The sequence below is a fragment of the Rhodobacteraceae bacterium LMO-JJ12 genome, assembly GCA_021555075.1.
Classification (GTDB): domain Bacteria; phylum Pseudomonadota; class Alphaproteobacteria; order Rhodobacterales; family Rhodobacteraceae; genus JAKGBX01.
In genome coordinates this window covers 261,865-281,364 of sequence record JAKGBX010000002.1, presented here as the reverse complement: position 1 = coordinate 281,364, position 19,500 = coordinate 261,865, and the positions used below count along the sequence as shown (strand labels likewise).

Sequence of the window (19,500 nt, the reverse complement as noted above, 5' to 3'; positions counted from 1 at the left end):
ATCAAAGCCACCAAGCCGCCATCTCTTTAGCATTCTGTCACCGGCCAAAACCGGTAAATCGGCAACTCTTGCGAGGACCAGATGAGCGACGACCCTTATGCAGCCCTTGGCCTGACGAAATCCGCCACCGATGCGGAGATCAAAAAAGCCTATCGCAAGATCGCCCGCACCAGCCACCCTGACCTCAACCCCGACGATCCCGACGCCGAGACCCGGTTCAAGGCCGCGTCACATGCCTATGACCTGCTGAAAGACCCCGAAACCCGCGCCCGGTTTGATCGGGGCGAGATTGACGCAAGCGGCGCCGAACGCCATCAACAACAACACCCCCACCAGCAACAACGCCAATATTACCGCGAATACGCCGAAGACCCCGGCAACCCCTACCGCTCTGCCCGCGGCGGCCCGGAATTTGACGACGCCTCCGACATCTTTGCCGAATTTCTGCGCCAGCAAGGCGGCGGCAGGCGTCAAGGCTCCGCCAATCAAAGCTTCGATATCCGTGGCCAGAACCGGCGCTATGCGCTTGAGGTGGCGTTTCTCGATGCGGTTAACGGAGGCGACACCCACATCACCCTGCCCGACGGCTCCTCGCTCAAGGTCAAGATCCCCAAGGGAAGTACCGATGGCCAGACGATCCGCCTGCGCGGCAAAGGCGATCCCGGCTTTGGCAAAGGCCCGCCCGGCGACGCCCTCATCACGCTCAGCGTGCGGCCCCACCCGCTGTTTCGCCGCGACGGCAACGATATTCTGATCACCCTGCCAATCACCTTTGACGAAGCCGTGCTTGGCGGCAAGGTCGAGGCGCCCACCATCGACGGCACAGTTAATCTCACCGTCCCGAAAGGGGCCAACAGCGGCCAGACCCTGCGCCTGCGCGGCCGTGGCGCCTCTGCCATCGGCTCGGACAAACGCGGCGACCAACTGGTTGAATTGCGTATCGTTGCGCCGCCCAAAATTGATGATGCCCTCGCCGACTTCATGCAGGACTGGCGCAAGACTAACCACTATGACCCACGCAAGGGGATGAAGATATGACCGATCTCTTTTCCGAAGACGAAGCCATCGCCAGCGTCACGCGCCTCACCCGGTCACAGCTTGTCACCTTTGTCGAGGCCCGGATCGTGACCCCGGTTTATTCTGATCGGGGCCCGGTCTATCGTCGGCTTGATCTGGCCCGCATGGAGCTTTTGTGCGACCTCACCGAACAGTTCGACCTCGACGAAGATGCGCTTGGCGTGCTGATTTCTCTCGTCGATCAGCTTCACGGCGTGCGGGCAGAACTTCGCGCGCTGGTCGATGCCATCGCCAACGAGCCGCTGGAGGTGCGCCAGAGGATCGGCACTGCCGCCCGGCGCACCCGTTCACGCGACGGATAAGCGGGCGCGCTCAGATACAGCGCCCGCCATCAACTTCCATGCACACGCCGGTGATCATGCTGGCTTCTTCGCTGCACAAGAAGGCCGCCGCGTTGCCCATATCTTCGGGCGTCGAAAACCGGCCCAGCGGGATGGTCGACAGGAACTTGGCGCGCACTTCCGGCGTGTCCTGCCCCATGAAACTCGCCAACAAAGGCGTCTCGCCCGCCACCGGGTTGATCGCGTTCACCCGCGTGCCAAATGGCGCCAGCTCAACTGCCATCGACTTGGTCGCAACGTTCACCCAACCCTTCGAGGCATTATACCAGCTCAGGTTCGGGCGTGGGCTCAGCCCTGCGGTTGACGACACGTTCAAGACCGCGCCGCTGCCCTGCTTTTTCAACACTGGCACCAAGGCGCGCGCAAAAAGGTAAATCGACTTGCAGTTGACCGCAAAAACCCGGTCGAAATCTTCCTCGCTGATATCTTCCATCGGCGTCGGCAAATGCGTCACGCCGGCGTTGTTGACCAGAATGTCGACCCCGCCAAACACCTCCTGCGCTTCGCTCACCACGCGGGCCACATCCGCCCCATCGGCCACGTTCGCCGCCGACCCAAACGATCCCTCGCCCAATTCCTCGGCCATCTCCATCGCGCCGTCATGGTTCATGTCCACAATCAAGACCTGTGCGCCCTCGGCCACAAATTTACGTGCAATCCCCGCACCAAAGCCGCTTGCCGCGCCCGTGATGATCGCTCTCTTACCTTCAAGTCTCATTGCTCACCTTTCCTCTTTTCATGCTGCAAATCCGATGCGCCCTGCGCGCCAGGGGCAACATCCAAACCGCCCCCCCGCCGCTCTCGCACCCATTGTTTCATCATCTCACGCGCCAACCTTTGCCGTTCGGCACGCCACCCCGGCCCGGCCACATCCTGACCGCGCACATATCGCGGATCATCGCGCGAACAAACGATCACCGCCGCCGCGCCAAACTGATCCGCCGTCAGATCAATCAGACAAGCCGGATCATGTATTTCGACCCAAACATGCCCCTTCCAACCCTCGGGGGCATTAAACCCGCAATCGCATTCCACCGGAGATCCAAACGCCATTTCGGCATCAAAACCCTCGGCGCGCAGAACCTCGCACAAGAACCGGGATGAGCGCCCACAGGTGCCTTCCGAAATTGTGCGCCGCCCCTCGGGCGACCCCGATTTTTGATGCCACCGCTCCCAATGCGGCTCAAGAAATGCGCGCACGTCGTAAGCCAACTGCGTGACCGCAGCCAGCCGTGGATCGCTACCCTCCCTCACCCGTGAAACGCCGCCACGGTTTTCAGAACGGTAAAGCCATAAAGCGCCTCAAACCCCTTTTCGCGCCCATGCCCCGACTTGCCGATGCCACCAAACGGAAGCTCAACACCCCCACCCGCGCCATAGTTGTTAAGGAAAATCTGCCCCGCCCGGATCGAGCGCGCCAAACGCATCTGCCGCGCGCCGCTCGCACTCCACACGCTCGCTACCAGCCCGTAATCGGTGCCATTGGCAATCGCGACAGCCTCTTCCTCGTCATCAAACGGAATCGCCACCTGAACGGGGCCGAAAATCTCGTCGCGCGCCAACGCATGGTCTGACCCGACCCCGGCAAACAACGTCGGACAGACATAATTGCCCCCGTCCGGCGCATTCACCAATTGCCCCTGCCCGGCCAGTTCCAGATCATGGCCCTTTTCGATGAAGCCGCCAACAATCCCCTTCTGCTTGGCCGAAATAAGCGGCCCCAGTTCAAGATCATCCATCGCTGGCCCAACGCGCAACGCGCCATAACGCTCGGCCATTCGTCCGACCACCTCGTCATAAATCCCGCGCTGAATCAGAATGCGCGAGCTGGCCGAACAGGTCTGCCCGGCATTCTGCACTCCTGCATTCACCAGAAACGGCAGCGCCGCCTCGATATCGGCATCCTCAAACACCAACTGCGGGCTTTTCCCGCCCAGCTCCAGCGTCACAGGCACCACATTCTTCGCCGCCGCCGCCTGAATCATCGCGCCCGTCGCGACCGACCCGGTAAAGCTCACGTGATGAATCCCCGAATGCCCGCTGAGCGCGGCACCGCTCTCAGACCCCAGACCCGGCACCACGTTCAGCACCCCATCGGGAAGCCCCGCCGCCTTGGCCAGATCAGCAAAGGCCAACGCCGTCAGACACGCATCTTCCGCCGGTTTCAACACACAGGCATTGCCCGCCGCCAATGCCGCACCAACGCTGCGCCCAATGATCTGCATTGGATAGTTCCACGGCACGATATGCGCCGTCACGCCATGCGGCTCGCGCAGCGTATAAACGGTATAGCCATCAAGATAAGGGATCGTATCCCCCATCAACTTGTCAGCCGCCCCGCCGTAAAACTCCATATACCGCGCCAGCGCCACCGCATCGGCACGCGCCTGTTTCAAGGGCTTGCCGACATCCAACGCCTCAAGCCGTCCAAGCGCGTCAACCTTCTCTTCCACCAAACGCCCAAGCCGGGTCAGAATCCGCCCCCGCTCCGCTGCGGGTGTGCGCGACCAGACGCTGTCATAAGCCGCCTGCGCCGCCGCCACGGCGGCATCCACATCCGACGCCTGCGCGCGTGCGATCTCTCCGATCTGCTCGCCAGTCGACGGGTTCATCAACGGCAACGTGCCGCCCCCCTCGGCGGGCACCCATTCACCGTTGATCAGACATTTCGACGGATCAAACCAAAGGTCATCCAAGCTCATTCATTCTCTCCAAAACTTGCGGCACCCGCAGTCAAGAAGAGCTTTCACCAACCGCCCGTCAATGACCAGACCTGCCGCGCATCATCCGCACTGTTGGTCGCACTTTTTCGGCGCGCCAACCCGTGTTGTCCTGCGCCGGGTTTTGCACAGGCTCCTGAACTGTTCAACCGAAAGCGGCCCCTCCCAGCGCACCAGCCGCAATTCACGCGACGGAACATTCCCGTGTTCAACGCGTTAACCAACGTGCCTCACACGCACAAACTCGTACGCCTACCAAAGTCACACTGAACGGGAGAACAGGAATGCACGGAATAATTTATCTTGTCGGTCTTGTGGTCGTCGTATTGGCGATCTTGTCCTTGTTGGGCCTGGGATAAGGCTCCGATGACCATTCAATCGAAAGGAATGACATGATGTCGGAACGAACAGAAATACTGACCCAGGCCACCGCCCCGGCCTATGCCCAAGAGGGCAGCTACGTTGACTGGTCTTCGATCCTCGCCGGCGGCGTCGTCGCCTCGGCGATTGCCTTCGTCTTTACCACGTTTGGCGCAGCGCTCGGCCTCACACTGGTCTCGCCCTACGCTGGCGAAGGCTCTGCAATGGCCGCCCTGATTGCCGTTGGGTCGTGGATGCTCTGGACCACGATCTCAAGCTTCATGGCCGGTGGCTATATCGCCGGGCGGATGCGCCGCCGCATTGAAACCGCCAACGCCGACGAAGTGGGCGTTCGCGATGGCATCCACGGCCTCGCCGTCTGGGGCGTTGCGATCCTGCTCGGCGCGTTCTTGCTGGGGGCCAGCGCCGATACCGCCGTTCAGGCCACAACCGAAACCGCCACCGCGGTTGCCTCCACCATCGACGGTGCCACCACCGACACCGCTCAAACCACCGCAGAGGCCGACGTCAGCGAAGCCGAGGCCCAAGCCATGGCGGAAACCGCGCGCAAATACTCGGTAATTTCGGCCTTCGTTCTGGCCGCATCGCTGATGATTGCGGGCGCTGGTGCCTATTGGGCCGCCGGAATGGGCGGACAACACCGCGACGAAGGGCGTGCCTTTGCCCGCTTTGGTCGCTGGACATAAAGAAGGAAGGAGAAACCAATGGGTGCGATATTACTCTGGCTGATCGGTGTCCCGATTTGGATCATCATCCTGCTTGCCCTGCTGACCTGACACGGCCACCCGGCAACGCCATCAAAAAAGCGACGAGCCGCCCCGCCGGGGCGGTTTCTCTTTTTGTCAGCGCGCGCAAAACCCGCCTACGCCGCGCTTGTCTCGGGCAAAACCGGCGCGGCGGCGATCAACTGTTTGGTATAGTCATGCTGCGGGTTGTCGAACACATCGCCCGTCACCCCTTCTTCCACAATCTCCCCGGCCTGCATCACCAACACCCGGTCGGTCACATTGCGCACCACGCTAAGATCGTGGCTGATAAACAGATAAGACAGCCCGAACTCCTGCTGCAAATTTGCCAACAGGTCCAATATCTGCGCCCGTATGCTCACATCCAACGCGCTCACCGCCTCGTCCAAAACCACCAGTTCAGGCCGCAAGATCAACGCCCGCGCAATCGCAATCCGCTGCCGCTGCCCGCCTGAAAATTCGTGGATATAGCGCTCCATCGCATCCGCCCCGATGCCCACGGCCTCAAGCATCTGCGCCACCTGCTCGCGCCAATCATCGGGCCGCGCATCAAGCAGATGGAACGGCTCGGCCACCAACGGCGCCACCTTCCAACGCGGGTTGAAACTGCCATAGGGGTCTTGAAACACCACCTGCATCTTGCGCCGCACCGCGCGGTTGGGCGCATGCCCGGCAAAGACTGGCTCACCGCCCAGCAATATCTCCCCCGACTGCACCTGCTCCAACCCCAATATCGCCCGCGTCAGGGTCGATTTCCCGCACCCCGACTCACCGACCAGCCCAAGGCTCTCGCCCTTCTCGATGGTCAGGCTCACGCCCTTTACGGCCCGGAAATACTCTTGCGCACCAAACAGTTTGGTGCGCGGCAACGCATAATCGCGCACCACGTTTCGCACCTGCAAAAGCGGCGCACTCGTCTCGGCCTTGGGGCGCTCCGGCTGATGCCCCGACGCCTCGAACAGCGCGCGGGTATAGGGATGCTTCATCTCGGCAAACACCTTTGCCGTCGCCCCCGCCTCAACCACCTCGCCCTGGCGCATGATAACGATCTCATCGGCCATATCGGCCACCACCGCCAGATCATGGGTGATCAACATGCACCCCATGCCATCTTCGCGCACCAACCGCTTGAGCAGCACCAGAACCTCGGCCTGCGTGGTCACATCCAACGCCGTCGTCGGCTCATCCGCGATCAACAGTTTAGGGCGCAGCGCAATCGCCATCGCGATCACCACCCGTTGCCGCTGCCCGCCGCTCAATTCATGTGGATAGCGGCTCATCGGGAACTTCTCTTCCGGCAATTCGCACCGGTTCAGCGCCTCGCGCGCCCGCGCCATCGCCTCGTGCCTGCTCACATCTTCATGGATCAGGATCGTCTCGGCCACCTGCGCACCAATCGGCTGGATCGGGTTCAGCGCCGTCATCGGCTCCTGAAACACCATGCCCACCTCGCTCCCCCTCAGCCGACAGAGCGCAGGTTCCTCCAGCAACAACATATCGTGCCCATTCAACGTCACACGCCCGCGGCACACGGCCCCCTCGGGCAGCAATTGCGTCACCGCAAAGGCCGTCATCGACTTGCCTGACCCGCTCTCGCCGATCACACCGACAATCTGCCCCGGCGCGACATCAAACGACACACCCTTCAAAATCGGCGTGCCATGAATCGACAGATCCAGCCCCGCAATCTCCAAAAGGCTCATCGCTTCGCCCTCCTGAGCTTGGGATCAAGCAGATCGCGCAACCCATCCCCCATCAGGTTCAACCCCAGAACGGTCAGCAATATCGCCATCCCCGGAAACAACGCCATATGCGGCGCGAATGAAATCATCGTCTGACTATCGGCCAGCATCCGCCCCCAACTCGGCGTCGGCGGCTGCGCCCCCAACCCCACATACGACAACCCCGCCTCGGCCAGAATGCCCAACGAAAACTGGATCGTCCCCTGCACGATCAGCAAATTCGTCACATTCGGCAGGATGTGCTCGAAACTGATCCGTGCCGCCCCCTTGCCCGACACCCGCGCCGCCAGCACATAATCGCGCGTCCAGAGGGACAGCGCCGCACCGCGCACCAGACGCGCAAAAACCGGGATGTTGAAAATTCCGATGGCGATAATCGCATTCACCGCGCTCGCCCCGAAAACTGCCGTAATCATGATCGCGATCAACAGGCTGGGAAACGCAAAAACCAGATCGTTGCCCCGCATGATCACCTCATCCAGAAGCGACCCCCTGCGCGCCGCCGCTGCCAGCCCCAATGGCACGCCCAGCCCCATGCCGATCCCCACCGCCACCAGGGCCACGGCAATCGAGGTGCGCGCGCCCACCATGATCATGGTCAGAATATCGCGCCCGAAATGGTCGGTGCCCAGCGGATGCGCCCCGCTCGGCCCTTTGATCTTGTTGGGAATATCGAACACCTCGATATCATAAGGCACCCAGAGAAACGACAACGCAGCCGCCAGCACAAACACCATGGTCAGCCCGAATCCCAGCATCAGCGTCCGGTTCCCAAGTGCTGCGCGCGCCATATTTTGTTCGGTCCCGATCAAACCCGTGTCCTCAACCTTGGGTCAACAATCGCATAGGCGATATCAACCGCGAAATTCACCATCACGACGGCAAAGACCAACAGCATCACCACCGATTCCACCACGATCAGATCGCGCGCGCTGATGGATTGAAACACCAGCCGCCCCAATCCCGGCAGGAAGAACACATTCTCGATGATGATCGCCCCCGCCAACAGGAACGAGAATTGCAACCCGATGATCGTCAACACCGGGATCAACGCATTGCGCAGCGCGTGCCGCCACAACGCCTGACGCTTGTTCAATCCCTTGGCCCGCGCCGTGCGCACGAAATCCTCGCTCAGCGTATCGAGCAAGGACGACCGCATCACCCGCGCCAAAATACTCGCCTGCGGCAAGGCCAGCGCGATGGCGGGCAGGGTCAGGCTCTTCATCGCCACGAAAAACCCCGCGTCCCACCCGGCAAACCCGCCCGCGTTGAACCATCGCAGGTTGATGGCAAAGACCAGAACCATCAGCATTGCAAACCAGAAATTAGGAATCGCCACACCCAACTGGGTGATCCCCATCACGACCGTATCCACCAGTGACCCGCGCTTGCTCGCCGCCCAGATTCCCGCCGGAAACGCGATCAGGGTCGAAAGCGTCAGCGCAAAAAGCGCCAGCGGCAGCGAAATCCACATCCGCTCGCCGATCATCTCGGCCACCGGCGTGCGATAGGTATAAGAGGTGCCGAAATCTCCCCGAACCATGCCTCCGACCCACGACAAATACCGCTCAACCAACGTGCCATTCAGCCCCAGTTGCTCGCGCAGCGCATTCAGCGTCTCGTCGGTCGCATTCAGCCCCAGCATGAACGACGCCGGATCGCCGGGCACCACCTCGACCATCAGGAATATCACCAAACTCGCCACGATCAGCGAGAGTACAAGCGAGACCAGGCGCTTCGCCACATATCTCAGCATCGCCTGCTAACTCGCCCCATAAACACCGCCCCTGCTTTCATCTTGCCCGAAATATCCCCGCCGGAGGCTCCCACCGTTTGATCCGGCGGAAGCCTCCAATTTTTAACAACCAGCCGTCACTCGGCCCAATGAACCGCCGTCAGATCGGTCGCCTGTGTCGGCTGATCTTTCCAAAGCCCGACCACGTCTTTCTTGGCCACTGTCGGAAAGGCCAGCTGGAACAGATAGCCATTCACGTAATCTTCGGAAATCATCTGCTCCATTTTCTTCAGAAGCTCCGAGCGCTTGGCCGGGTCCGCTTCCACGCTCAATTCGCTGTTCAGATCCTGAAACGCCTTGCTGTCATACTGGAAGTAATAATCCGGGCGCGCATAGATACCGATATCCATCGGCTCGGTGTGGCTCACGATGGTCAGCCCGAAATCCTTGCCCTTGAACACCTGTTCCAGCCATTGCGCCCATTCCAGGTTGCTGATTTCGGTCTCGATCCCCACAGCGCGCAGTTGCGACGCAATGATCTCGCCACCACGGCGGGCATAGCTCGGCGGCGGCAGCTTCAACGTGGTCTTGAACCCGTCGGCAAACCCGGCCTCAGCCAGCAGTTTCTTCGACAATTCCGGGTCATACTGCGTCATCCCGGTCAGATCGACATAGTCGGGATTGTGCGGCGCAAAATGCGTCCCGATCGGCGTGCCAAGGCCAAACATCGCCCCGTCAATGATCGCCTGACGGTCGATCGCATGGGCCACCGCCTCGCGCACTTTCACATTGTCGAACGGTGCCAGCTTGTTGTTCATCGCCAGGATGGTCTCACCCTCGGTATTACCAAGGATCACCTGAAAACGCGGATCCGCCTCAAATTGCGGCAGGTTCTCGGGTGCCGGGAAGCCGACAAATGCGTCCACATCCTCGGCCATCACCGCGGCAAAAGCCGCCGTCGGGTCGCTGATGAACTTGAACGTCACCTTGTCGAGCTTGGCAGGCGTGCCCCAGTAATCACCGTTCTTTTCAAGCGTGATGTTGTCGCCCTGCACCCAATTGGTGAATTTGAACGCCCCGGTGCCAATCGGCGCCTGCTTGATATTCTCGATGCTCTCGGGTGCCACGATCACGGCATCGCCCCAGGCCATGTTGAACAGGAAACTGCCATTCGGCTCGCTCAATGTGACTTTCACGGTCGTGGCATCCACCGCCTCAACCTCGGCAATCGACCCGAACAGCGCCTTTTGTGCATTCGCGCTGTCCTCGGCACGGGCACGATCAAGGCTGAATTTCACATCTTCCGCGTCCATCGCCGATCCGTCATGAAACTTCACCCCCTCGGCCAGATGGAAGGTATAGACCAGCCCATCCTCGGAAATCTCCCAGCTCTGCGCCAATCCCGGGTTCACGCTGCCATCCGGGCCAAACCGTGTCAGCCCCTCAAAAACATTGGAATAAAGCACGCTGTCAATCGCCCCGGCCGCAGCACTTGTCGGGTCAAGATGCGGCGGTTCAAGCTGCATTGCCACCGAGATATCACTCTTGGCAAAAGCCGCCCCCGCCACCATCATCGCAAGCGCACTGACAGCGCCCATTTTCAGAAAAGTCATTTGTCGTCTCCCTTGTTCCCCGGCCATTTCAAGCAGCCAGCAGATTCTGATTTCAGTTTCCACCCAAACCCCGGACAGTTCAAGCGTCAGACCTCTCTGCCCGCGATAACGCCTAAATACCACGCGTCCTGATAGCGCGCCCCGGCAACACCGTGATAGTCGCGTTGCCTGTTTTTCCCCGCACGCTACGTTTACCTTTTCCCCGCCTCACCATACGTAACCGTATGTCATACGCCTTTCAGCCAGCCGGTGCCCGCCGATCACCCCCCGGTTTCTTGCAGAAAAATCGCATTAACCCTTTGGGGCGGTGGCTTGGTGATTCATTTACCGCCCAGCAAATCCAACAGCGACCGCGCCATCACCTGCGCGCTCTCCACCATGTCATCAATACCCACATATTCATCAGGTTTGTGCGCCAGATCGAGGATTCCCGGCCCATAAGCGATACAGTTCTTCAGCCGCCCGATCCGGTCGATATGCTTCTGGTCATAGGTGCCGGGGCTGACCACATATTCCGCCTCTTTGCCCATCACCGCCGCCACCGCTCGCGCCACCGATTGCACCACAGGCGCGCTTTTTTCGGTCATCGTTGGCAACACCCGCTGCAACTCGCGCACGTCATAGCGGAAGTTGTCACGCCCCTCCTGCACCCGCCGCAACAACCCGTGAATCTCTTCCTGAACCTCGTCGATATCCTCCTCGATCAGGAACCGCCTATCAATCACCATACGACAGCTATCGGGCACACAAGGGCTTGGCAAACCTGTATAATCGTCCGCCTGTTCGTTCTCGCCACCATGGATCGAATTGATGTTCAGCGTCGATTGCTTGGCCCCTTCCGGCACCACCGGCATATCGGTCCGTTTCATCGCCAGCGCAGGGAAAAGGCTGCTCTCCATCTCATGCATCACCGCCCCCATATGGCGCACGGCACAATCCCCAAGAAACGGCATCGAGCCATGCGCGATCTCGCCATGGGTCTCAATCTCGGCCCACCACACACCGCGATGCCCCAGACAAATCCGGTCCTTGTTCAGCGGTTCCGGAATGATCACATGCTGCACCCGCTCGGGGTTGAAATAGCCTTTTTCCGCGAGGTAGGCGACGCCACCGAACCCGCCCGATTCCTCGTCCGCCGTGCCGCTGATCTCGATTGCGCCGCTGAAATCCGGACATACCGCGATAAACGCCTCCGCCGCGATAATGCTCGCCGCCAAGCCGCCCTTCATGTCACAGGCCCCGCGCCCGTAAATGTTGCCGTCTTTCACCTCGCCGCCAAACGGGTCCGTCGTCCAACCCTTACCCACTTCGACCACATCAATATGGCTGTTGAAGTGCACACACTCGCCAGCGCGCGCTCCCTCTTTACGCGCAATTAAGTTCCAGCGTGGATGCTTGTCGCTGTCCCCAATCGCCCCCTTGGCGCGGATCAATTCGGTCGCAAACCCATGCCGCACAAGCCGGCGATCAAGAAAATCGCAGATGTCGCGATAAAAATCCCCCGGCGGATTCAACGTCGGAATACGGATCAATTCCTGCGTCAACTCCACCAGATCGTCGCGCCGCGCCTCAATCTCGCGCATCAACTTATCGGCAATATCCATGATCCACTCCTTGCAATCGGATGATAAACCATGCCCTTCTCACCCCTACGGTATCAATACCGTAGTTTCACGGGAGCCTGAACCTCTTGGATCATTTCAGCCAACTCACATTTGACGCCGCGCCCATCGGTCTCGTGCTCACCGAAGTTCGCGTGATCCGCGCCTGCAACGCCACTTTTGCGCGTCTGTTCGGATACGAGCGCGAAGCCCTCCTCGGCCAGAGCTTCCGCATGCTCTATAGCTCGGATCACGAGTTTCGCTCGATCCGTGATGTCGGGCTTGGCCCCTTGTCCAGCGGCGCTGAATACTCGGATGAACGCATGATGCATCACGCCGACGGCACGCCTTTCTGGTGCCGCTTTCGCGCCCAGACACTCACGCCAGACGATCCACTGGCGCAGGTGGTGATGAGCTTTGCACGCATCGCGCCCCATGCAGACGGCCCTTCACTCACCCCGCGCGAACGCGAAGTGGTGACGTGGCTCTCACGCGGCCTCACCTCCAAGGAAATCGGCCGCACTCTCGGCCTGTCCCCGCGCACCATCGAAGACGTGCGCGCCCGTTTGTTGCGTAAATTTTCCGCCCGCAACGCCGCCGACCTGCTCTCGAAACTCGGCGATATCGGTCTCTGACAGCCCGCTCAGACCTCTGCCATCACCCGCGCCGCGATTCCCGGCAGCGCCGCAAAATCGTCAAACGCATGGGTATGTGGCACATCCTCAATCGGAGTCTTGCGATAGCCCAGCGTGAACAACGCAAACGGCACGCCCGCCGCCTTGGCCGTCTCGGCGTCAACCTCGCTGTCCCCGACATAAAGCCCGCTCTCCACGCCCAAGGCGCGAAACACCGCCCTAAGCGGCTCAGGGTCGGGCTTTTTCACAGGCAAGCTATCGCCGCCCAGCACCGCGCCGAAAAACTGCGCCAAATCCATCTCTTCAAGAATCTTGCGCGCCGGAGCCTCAGGCTTGTTGGTGCAAAGCCCCAGAACAAACCCCTCCCCCTGCAACCGTTCCAGCGCCGCCACCATACCCGGATAGGGCCGTGTCAGATCAGAACTCGCCGCGTTGTAATGGCTCAGCGTCACCTGCGTCAGATCACCATGACGCGTGCTATCAATCCCACGCACCGCCATGACACGCTCGACCAGCTTGGGCAGCCCGTTGCCGACAAAGGAAATCACCGTCGGCAGGTCGAGCGGCGCCAACCCTTCACCGACCAGCATCGCATTGACCGCGGCGTGAATATCCGGCGCGCTGTCGATCAGCGTGCCGTCAAGATCAAAGACTATCGCGCGCATGACAAAACCTTCCAACTGTCCAATTCGCTTACCGACGTCTCGGCATAGCGCAGCTTAACGCTCAGCCCTGCACGGCCCCTTCGGCCGCTGCGCGAATGGCGCGGATATTCTCGCCATATGCGGCCGGATTCTCAACCGATCCGCCCTTGAATACCGCCGATCCGGCCACCAGAACATCGGCCCCCGCCGCCGCCACCAAAGGCGCCGTTTCGGTCGTCACTCCGCCATCAATCTGTATGTGAATCGGACGATCACCGATCATCTGGCGAATCTTGCGGGTCTTCTCAACGCCCGAATGGATGAACTTCTGCCCGCCAAAACCGGGGTTCACCGTCATCACCAGAACCATGTCACAGAGGTCCAATACATCCGCAATCGCCTCGGCTGGCGTGCCGGGGTTAAGGCTCACCCCCGCCATCTTTCCGGTCGCCTTGATCGCCTGCAAAGTGCGGTGAATATGCGGCCCGGCCTCAAGATGCGCGGTGATCATATCGGCCCCCGCGTCTGCATAGGCGTCGATATAGGGGTCCACCGGCGCGATCATCAGATGCACGTCCATGAAGGTCTTCACATGCGGGCGAAACGCCTTTACCGCCTGCGGCCCAAAGGTCAGGTTCGGCACGAAATGCCCGTCCATCACATCCACATGCACCCAATCGGCACCCTGCGCTTCAATCGCCTGAATCTCTTGCCCGAAGTTGGCAAAATCCGCGCTCAGGATAGAAGGGGCGATCTTGATGGACCGGTCAAATGTCATGTCGAACCTCGTTGTCGTCAGGCGGGCAAACCACCCACCGTGTCCTTATGGATCAAGCGACCCGGCGGCATAGCGTTTCGCCATTTCGTCCAGATCAATCGGCTTGAGCTTGCCCGCATTGCCCGCCGTGCCAAACCGCTCAAACCGGTCCTCGCAAAGCTTCTGCATCTCGTCCATCGCCGGGATCATGAATTTGCGCGGGTCAAATTCGGTCGGTTTTTCCTTGGCAATCTTGCGCCAGGTCCCTGTGATCGCCATGCGGTTATCCGTGTCGATATTGACCTTGCGCACACCCGACTTGATGCCGCGCTCAATCTCTTCCACCGGCACGCCGTAGGTCTGGGGCATTTCGCCGCCGTTTTCGTTGATCAGGTCTTGCAAATATTGCGGCACGCTGGACGACCCATGCATCACCAGATGCACATTGGGGATCTTGGCGTGGATCTCTTCGATCCGCTTGATCGCCAATGTCTCGCCCGTCGGTTTTGAGCTGAACTTGTAAGCGCCGTGGCTGGTGCCACAGGCAATCGCCAGCGCATCAACCTTGGTCAGCGCGACAAAATCCTTGGCTTCGTCCGGGTCAGTCAGCAATTGATCTTCGCTCAACTTGCCAACAGCCCCCGAGCCGTCTTCTTCCGCCGCCTGACCCGTCTCCAGCGAACCAAGAACGCCCAACTCACCCTCAACGCTCGCTCCGACCCAATGCGCCATTTCACTGACCCTCTGGGTGATTGCGACGTTATAATCCCAATCCGCTGGCGTCTTCATATCCGCTTCCAGCGATCCATCCATCATCACCGATGTAAAGCCGTGCTTGATCGCGGAAAGACAGGTCGCCTCGTTGTTGCCGTGGTCCTGATGCATACAGAGCGGAATATCGGGATACATCTCGCTCAGAGCCTGAATCATATGCTTGAGCATGATGTCACCCGCATACCCCCGCGCGCCGCGACTGGCTTGCATGATCACCGGCGAATTGGTCTTTTGAGCGGCCCGCATGATGGCAAGCCCCTGCTCCATATTGTTGATGTTGAATGCCGGAACGCCATAGTCGTTCTCAGCAGCATGATCGAGCAATTGTCGAAGCGTAATCAGAGCCATCGTCTTTCCTTCATCCTCAGCAATGTCTGTGCGCCTTCGCGCAAAATACCCGGCAAGCGGCGCAACGGCGCAGCACCTGCCCTCCCGGCATGAATTAACCCCGAAACCGCCCGTTAGCCACAGCCAACCGACAATTCGTCACCATTTCTTGTGCGCTTTTTTACACCAAGCGCCACCATTTCATGCAAACGGCTTCAGAGCGCGCCGCGCTCAGCAAACAATGCCGCGAGTTCGTCATCCGACATTTCGTGATAGGCCGACACACGGTCAACCTCCTCAACCGAGCCGAAGACAAGCGGCGTGCGCGCGTGCAGCGTGCTCGCCTGCCCATCAAGCAACGCACCATGCCCATCGCTTGCCCGTCCTCCGGCCTGTTCGACAAGAAAGGCAATCGGCGCACATTCATAGATCATGCGCAGCCGCCCGCTCTCATAGCCAGAGCGTGCGTCGCCGGGATAAAGAAACACCCCACCCCGCGTCAGGATGCGATGCGCTTCCGCCACAAGGCTTCCCACCCAGCGCATGTTGAAGTTCTTGTCACGCGGGCCGGTCTCTCCCGCCAGGCAATCATCAATATAGGCCCGCACAGGCTTGCGCCATTGACGATAGTTCGACGCATTGATGGCGAATTCCTTGGTGCTTTGCGCCACCTGCATGCGCCGTTCGGTCAACACGAATCTGCGGCTTTCGGGGTCCATCGTGAACATCAGCGTGCCATCGCCAAAGGTAACCACAAGTGCTGTCGCCGGACCATAGACGATATACCCGCCCGCCACCTGTTCACGTGCATTGCGCAAGAAGCTCTTCTCCGGGTCATCCACGGCTTTGAAAATCGAAAAGATCGTGCCGATGGAAACATTCACGTCGATATTCGACGACCCATCCAGCGGATCAATCGCCAGAGCATAGTTGCCTTTTGGGTTCAGCGTGAGCACATGTTCCTGCTCCTCGCTTGCATACCAGCGCACGTCAGTGCTGCGCAGCCTTGCCTCAAACATCTCGTCCGCCATGACATCCAGCGCCTTTTGCTGATCGCCATCAGTGTTTTCGCCCACGCCCTTGCCCAGCGCACCCGCCAGAGCACCCTTTGCAATAATCATCGCCACATCACGCCCAACTTCACAAAGCGCTTCGATCACCGGGGCCAGCGCATCGGGCATCTCTTTCGTATCAATGATTTTATGCGTGGCGGTCATGAGGTCTCCGGTTCTGGCCAAAAAGGTGGTGTCGCGGTCATTAATCCAGACTGCGGTGGTCTAGCGAAATTAGAGAAATCAAGCTAGGCGAAAATTCCAACCCTTGGCGCGCCCGAAAGCGATAGCTTTGCACCGCGGCTCTGAGCCCGAGGTATTGCGCCGCCTGACGGCGTCGCCGGGGGGCCTCGCTTCGCTCGGCCACCCAAGAGATGCCCCGCGCGCCCCTCCATTGCTGTTGCGAAGAGCGCGAGGTTTGGGTTTTGAGTATTTTTGGAAAGATGAAGCACGAGAGGAGACATCGCTCACACCCGGCATTTTCCTTTCTGAAACACTCAAAACCCGAGCCTGATCAAGGGCGACGCCCCGTTTCAGGGCACCAATACGATCTTGCCTGTGGCACCCCGGTCGAGAATGCGTTTGAGCACATTCGATGCCTCGGCCAGCGGATAGCGCCCTTCGATCAGCGGTGTGATCTTGCCATCCGCATACCAGCCGAACAGCTCTTTCATATTCTCCGCGTAATCCTCGGGCTGATACATCGTGAAATTGCCCCAGAACACGCCAACGACGGCGTATTCCTTGACCAGCGCAAGGTTGACCGGGAATTTCGGGATATCGCCGCCCGCAAAGCCAATGACCAGAAGCCGCCCGTTGCGCGCCATGAATCGCGTGGCCGCATCAAACGCTTCGCCGCCAACCACGTCATAGACCACATCAGCGCCCTTGCCGCCAGTCAGCTTCTTGATCTCGTCCTTCAGGTTGTCATAGCCAATGGCTTCATCCGCACCGCTTTCCAACGCCAGCTTGCGCTTGTCCTCTGACGAGGCCACGGCGATCACCCGCGCGCCCATGATCTTGCCGATCTGCACCGCCGCGATTCCGGTCGCGCCCGCCGCTCCGAACACAACCAGTACTTCGCCGGGCTGCATGTTGGCGCGTTGTTTCAGGGCGTGATGCGAGGTGCCAAACGCCACCATCATCGCGCAGGCATCGGCACCGTCCATGTTATCGGGCATGGCAAAGGCCTGCGCCTCGGACACGGCCACCTTCTCGGCAAACCCGCCCAGCGCCGAGCGCGACGCCACGCGGTCCCCGACGGCAAACCGCGTGACCCCTTCGCCCAGCGCCTCGACAACCCCGGCCACCTCCATGCCCGGAATGAACGGCGTTGGCGGTTTCAATTGGTAGAGCCCCTGCACCAGAAGCCCATCGGGAAAGTTTACCCCCGCAGCTTCGACCCGGATCAGGATCTGGCCCTTACCGGGGCTTGGATCGGCGGTCTCTTCCAGCACCAGATCCTCGAGCGGACCGAATTCCTTGCAGATTATGGCTTTCATATCGTTCTCCTGTCGGCGTGAGCCACAGCCTAGGCCCGCGCCCGCCCGCCCCGCAAGACCTGCCCGCCGCGAATGCCGGAACGTCACTTTTCCCGAGAGGCCAGCAATTCCTCTTCCCATCCCCTTGCCCTTCGGCTTAGTCTTTCCCTTCCAGGGAGAAATCACCAACTGAGAGGACCAGACATGCTTGGCATGATGATGCAGCGCCCGCTGCTGATCAGCGATATCATTACCTACGCTGCCGAAATGTACCCCAATTCGGAAATTGTGTCGGTGCGCACCGAAGGTGACATCCACCGTCAGACCTACGCCGAAACCGGCAAACGCGTGGCCCAGCTTGGCAATGCGCTCAAAGCCCGCGGCATCAAGAACGGTGATCGTGTCGCCACATTGGCTTGGAACGGCTATCGCCATTTTGAGCTCTACTATAGTATCTCGGGCATTGGTGCCGTCTGTCATACGATCAACCCGCGCCTCTCGGCCGAACAGATGATCTATATCGTCAACCATGCCGAAGACGAGATGATCTTCGTCGATACCACCTTCGTGCCGATCCTCGAAGCGGTGAAAAGCCACCTGCGTGACGGCATCACCTATGTGATCCTGACCGACCGCGCCCATATGCCGGAAAATTCGCTCGACGCGCTCTGCTATGAAGAGCTTCTGGCCGAGCAACCCGACACCATCACCTGGCCCGAGTTCGACGAAAACACCGCCGCCGGTCTTTGCTATACCTCCGGCACCACCGGTCACCCCAAAGGCGCGCTTTATTCCAACCGCTCGACGGTTCTGCACGCGCTCTATGTCGCGATGACGCTCGGGCCGTCCATTCCGCCGGAATCGAAAATCCTGCCGGTGGTTCCGCTGTTTCACGTCAACGCGTGGAGCCTGCCCTATTTCGGCCCGCTCATGGGTCATTCGCTGATCATGCCGGGCGGCGCGCTTGATGGGCCGTCGCTGTGGAAGCTGATGAACGATGAGAAGGTTTATTCCGCTTGGGGCGTGCCAACTGTCTGGCTCGGTCTGATGGCCGAAATCAAGGCACAGGGCGTCAAGCCGGAGAACTTCAACCATGTCGTCGTCGGCGGCTCTGCCGCGCCACGCTCGATGATCGAGGGGTTTGAAAAACAGGATGTGGATGTTGTCCATGCCTGGGGCATGACCGAAACGTCGCCCATCGGCACCCATGGCACCATGCCGCGTTGGGTTCAGGAAAAACCCTTCAACGAAATGATCGACTACAAGGCGCTGCAAGGTCGCCGCGTGTTTGGTGTTGAACTCAAGATCGTCGATGATGCGGGCAACCCCCTTCCCCATGATGGCAAGGCCGCAGGCGAACTTTACGTGCGCGGTAATGCCGTCGTTTCAGGCTATTTCAAGAATGAGGACGCCACCAAAGCGGCGATGGACGCAGATGGTTGGTTCGGCACGGGCGACGTGGCTATCATCACACCCGACGGGTTCCTATCTCTTCAGGACCGCGCCAAGGACTTGGTCAAATCAGGCGGCGAATGGATTTCCTCGATTGATCTGGAAAATGCCGCCATGTCACATCCTGCCATCGCCAATTGCGCGGTTATCGCCGTGCCGCACCCGAAATGGGACGAGCGCCCCGTGCTGATGGCCGTGCCCGCAGGCGAAGAGCGCCCCTCGCTGGCCGATATCCACGCCCACATGGCCGAGCATTTCGCCAAATGGCAATTGCCCGATGATCTGGTCTGGGTCGAGGCATTGCCGATGACCGCCACCGGCAAGGTGTCCAAGCTGACGCTTCGCAAGAACCTCGGCGACTACAAGCTGCCGGATCAACGCTAAACTCGAAAGCCGCCTTCGGGCGGCTTTCTTGCCCTATG

At 60.1% G+C, this 19,500-nt stretch carries 18 protein-coding genes; 5 read left to right on the top strand and 13 right to left on the bottom strand.

The window, feature by feature from the left end; all coding sequences use genetic code 11:
- The first annotated feature begins 81 nt into the window (after nucleotides 1-81).
- Nucleotides 82-1,038: a DnaJ domain-containing protein gene (locus tag LZG00_13375; protein MCF3594992.1), complete on the top strand. Its 957-nt coding sequence runs from the start codon at nucleotides 82-84 to the stop codon at nucleotides 1,036-1,038.
- Complete coding sequence (locus tag LZG00_13370) at nucleotides 1,035-1,379, top strand: hypothetical protein (protein ID MCF3594991.1); 345 nt, start codon at nucleotides 1,035-1,037, stop codon at nucleotides 1,377-1,379. The genes LZG00_13375 and LZG00_13370 overlap by 4 nt, the downstream gene beginning before the upstream one ends.
- A gap of 10 nt (nucleotides 1,380-1,389) precedes the next feature.
- Here LZG00_13370 and LZG00_13365 read toward each other — a convergent pair whose 3' ends face one another.
- The 3 genes from LZG00_13365 to LZG00_13355 are packed head-to-tail and all read right to left on the bottom strand — an operon-like array spanning nucleotide 1,390 to nucleotide 4,120.
- Nucleotides 1,390-2,136 (bottom strand): SDR family oxidoreductase, encoded by a 747-nt coding sequence (locus LZG00_13365; GenBank protein MCF3594990.1) that lies wholly within the window; start codon nucleotides 2,134-2,136, stop codon nucleotides 1,390-1,392.
- Nucleotides 2,133-2,672 (bottom strand): hypothetical protein, encoded by a 540-nt coding sequence (locus LZG00_13360; protein ID MCF3594989.1) that lies wholly within the window; start codon nucleotides 2,670-2,672, stop codon nucleotides 2,133-2,135. Before LZG00_13360 ends, LZG00_13365 begins: the two co-directional genes overlap by 4 nt.
- Nucleotides 2,669-4,120, bottom strand: a complete 1,452-nt coding sequence (locus tag LZG00_13355) for an aldehyde dehydrogenase family protein (GenBank protein ID MCF3594988.1) — start codon at nucleotides 4,118-4,120, stop codon at nucleotides 2,669-2,671. Before LZG00_13355 ends, LZG00_13360 begins: the two co-directional genes overlap by 4 nt.
- A 413-nt stretch (nucleotides 4,121-4,533) precedes the next feature.
- Between LZG00_13355 and LZG00_13350 the strand changes: the two genes are divergently transcribed.
- Nucleotides 4,534-5,205, top strand: a complete 672-nt coding sequence (locus LZG00_13350) for a hypothetical protein (GenBank protein ID MCF3594987.1) — start codon at nucleotides 4,534-4,536, stop codon at nucleotides 5,203-5,205.
- 176 nt (nucleotides 5,206-5,381) lie between these two features.
- Here the strand turns inward: LZG00_13350 and LZG00_13345 are convergent, their stop codons facing one another.
- The 5 genes from LZG00_13345 to LZG00_13325 all read right to left on the bottom strand — a co-directional run bounded on the left by LZG00_13345 (nucleotide 5,382) and on the right by LZG00_13325 (nucleotide 11,959).
- Nucleotides 5,382-6,968 (bottom strand): dipeptide ABC transporter ATP-binding protein, encoded by a 1,587-nt coding sequence (locus LZG00_13345; GenBank protein MCF3594986.1) that lies wholly within the window; start codon nucleotides 6,966-6,968, stop codon nucleotides 5,382-5,384.
- A complete protein-coding gene (locus LZG00_13340; protein MCF3594985.1) occupies nucleotides 6,965-7,798 on the bottom strand; it encodes an ABC transporter permease in 834 nt (277 codons plus the stop codon). The genes LZG00_13345 and LZG00_13340 overlap by 4 nt, the downstream gene beginning before the upstream one ends.
- A 17-nt stretch (nucleotides 7,799-7,815) precedes the next feature.
- On the bottom strand, nucleotides 7,816-8,763 hold the full coding sequence (locus LZG00_13335; protein ID MCF3594984.1) for an ABC transporter permease: 948 nt from the start codon (nucleotides 8,761-8,763) through the stop codon (nucleotides 7,816-7,818).
- 116 nt (nucleotides 8,764-8,879) lie between these two features.
- The gene (locus LZG00_13330; GenBank protein ID MCF3594983.1) at nucleotides 8,880-10,355 is read right to left on the bottom strand and encodes an ABC transporter substrate-binding protein; all 1,476 of its coding nucleotides are present in this window, start codon (nucleotides 10,353-10,355) and stop codon (nucleotides 8,880-8,882) included.
- A gap of 320 nt (nucleotides 10,356-10,675) precedes the next feature.
- Nucleotides 10,676-11,959: an acetylornithine deacetylase/succinyl-diaminopimelate desuccinylase family protein gene (locus LZG00_13325; protein MCF3594982.1), complete on the bottom strand. Its 1,284-nt coding sequence runs from the start codon at nucleotides 11,957-11,959 to the stop codon at nucleotides 10,676-10,678.
- A gap of 86 nt (nucleotides 11,960-12,045) precedes the next feature.
- On the opposite strand from LZG00_13325, the gene LZG00_13320 reads away from it, so the two are divergent.
- Complete coding sequence (locus tag LZG00_13320) at nucleotides 12,046-12,591, top strand: PAS and helix-turn-helix domain-containing protein (protein ID MCF3594981.1); 546 nt, start codon at nucleotides 12,046-12,048, stop codon at nucleotides 12,589-12,591.
- 8 nt (nucleotides 12,592-12,599) lie between these two features.
- Here the strand turns inward: LZG00_13320 and gph are convergent, their stop codons facing one another.
- The 5 genes from gph to LZG00_13295 all read right to left on the bottom strand — a co-directional run bounded on the left by gph (nucleotide 12,600) and on the right by LZG00_13295 (nucleotide 17,647).
- Nucleotides 12,600-13,256, bottom strand: a complete 657-nt coding sequence (gene gph / locus LZG00_13315) for a phosphoglycolate phosphatase (protein ID MCF3594980.1) — start codon at nucleotides 13,254-13,256, stop codon at nucleotides 12,600-12,602.
- A gap of 61 nt (nucleotides 13,257-13,317) precedes the next feature.
- Complete coding sequence (gene rpe / locus LZG00_13310; protein ID MCF3594979.1) at nucleotides 13,318-14,013, bottom strand: ribulose-phosphate 3-epimerase; 696 nt, start codon at nucleotides 14,011-14,013, stop codon at nucleotides 13,318-13,320.
- A 45-nt stretch (nucleotides 14,014-14,058) separates the two neighbouring features.
- Entirely contained in the window at nucleotides 14,059-15,114 is a 1,056-nt protein-coding gene (gene fba / locus LZG00_13305; GenBank protein ID MCF3594978.1) for a fructose-bisphosphate aldolase class II, read from the bottom strand.
- A 194-nt stretch (nucleotides 15,115-15,308) separates the two neighbouring features.
- On the bottom strand, nucleotides 15,309-16,310 hold the full coding sequence (locus LZG00_13300; protein MCF3594977.1) for a class 1 fructose-bisphosphatase: 1,002 nt from the start codon (nucleotides 16,308-16,310) through the stop codon (nucleotides 15,309-15,311).
- 368 nt (nucleotides 16,311-16,678) lie between these two features.
- The gene (locus tag LZG00_13295; protein MCF3594976.1) at nucleotides 16,679-17,647 is read right to left on the bottom strand and encodes an NADPH:quinone oxidoreductase family protein; all 969 of its coding nucleotides are present in this window, start codon (nucleotides 17,645-17,647) and stop codon (nucleotides 16,679-16,681) included.
- A 183-nt stretch (nucleotides 17,648-17,830) separates the two neighbouring features.
- Here LZG00_13295 and LZG00_13290 point away from each other — a divergent pair, with 183 nt between their 5' ends.
- Entirely contained in the window at nucleotides 17,831-19,462 is a 1,632-nt protein-coding gene (locus LZG00_13290) for a long-chain fatty acid--CoA ligase (protein MCF3594975.1), read from the top strand.
- Nucleotides 19,463-19,500 lie beyond the last annotated feature (38 nt).

What these genes read in the sequence shown, in the direction of transcription:
- LZG00_13375 (MCF3594992.1), top strand. Translation starts at nt 82, where the DNA reads ATGAGCGACGACCCTTATGCAGCCCTTGGCCTGACGAAATCCGCCACC.
- LZG00_13370 (MCF3594991.1), top strand. Translation starts at nt 1,035, where the DNA reads ATGACCGATCTCTTTTCCGAAGACGAAGCCATCGCCAGCGTCACGCGC.
- LZG00_13365 (MCF3594990.1), bottom strand. Translation starts at nt 2,136, where the DNA reads ATGAGACTTGAAGGTAAGAGAGCGATCATCACGGGCGCGGCAAGCGGC.
- LZG00_13355 (MCF3594988.1), bottom strand. Translation starts at nt 4,120, where the DNA reads ATGAGCTTGGATGACCTTTGGTTTGATCCGTCGAAATGTCTGATCAAC.
- LZG00_13350 (MCF3594987.1), top strand. Translation starts at nt 4,534, where the DNA reads ATGTCGGAACGAACAGAAATACTGACCCAGGCCACCGCCCCGGCCTAT.
- LZG00_13345 (MCF3594986.1), bottom strand. Translation starts at nt 6,968, where the DNA reads ATGAGCCTTTTGGAGATTGCGGGGCTGGATCTGTCGATTCATGGCACG.
- LZG00_13340 (MCF3594985.1), bottom strand. Translation starts at nt 7,798, where the DNA reads ATGGCGCGCGCAGCACTTGGGAACCGGACGCTGATGCTGGGATTCGGG.
- LZG00_13335 (MCF3594984.1), bottom strand. Translation starts at nt 8,763, where the DNA reads ATGCTGAGATATGTGGCGAAGCGCCTGGTCTCGCTTGTACTCTCGCTG.
- LZG00_13330 (MCF3594983.1), bottom strand. Translation starts at nt 10,355, where the DNA reads ATGACTTTTCTGAAAATGGGCGCTGTCAGTGCGCTTGCGATGATGGTG.
- LZG00_13325 (MCF3594982.1), bottom strand. Translation starts at nt 11,959, where the DNA reads ATGGATATTGCCGATAAGTTGATGCGCGAGATTGAGGCGCGGCGCGAC.
- gph (MCF3594980.1), bottom strand. Translation starts at nt 13,256, where the DNA reads ATGCGCGCGATAGTCTTTGATCTTGACGGCACGCTGATCGACAGCGCG.
- rpe (MCF3594979.1), bottom strand. Translation starts at nt 14,013, where the DNA reads ATGACATTTGACCGGTCCATCAAGATCGCCCCTTCTATCCTGAGCGCG.
- fba (MCF3594978.1), bottom strand. Translation starts at nt 15,114, where the DNA reads ATGGCTCTGATTACGCTTCGACAATTGCTCGATCATGCTGCTGAGAAC.
- LZG00_13300 (MCF3594977.1), bottom strand. Translation starts at nt 16,310, where the DNA reads ATGACCGCCACGCATAAAATCATTGATACGAAAGAGATGCCCGATGCG.
- LZG00_13295 (MCF3594976.1), bottom strand. Translation starts at nt 17,647, where the DNA reads ATGAAAGCCATAATCTGCAAGGAATTCGGTCCGCTCGAGGATCTGGTG.
- LZG00_13290 (MCF3594975.1), top strand. Translation starts at nt 17,831, where the DNA reads ATGCTTGGCATGATGATGCAGCGCCCGCTGCTGATCAGCGATATCATT.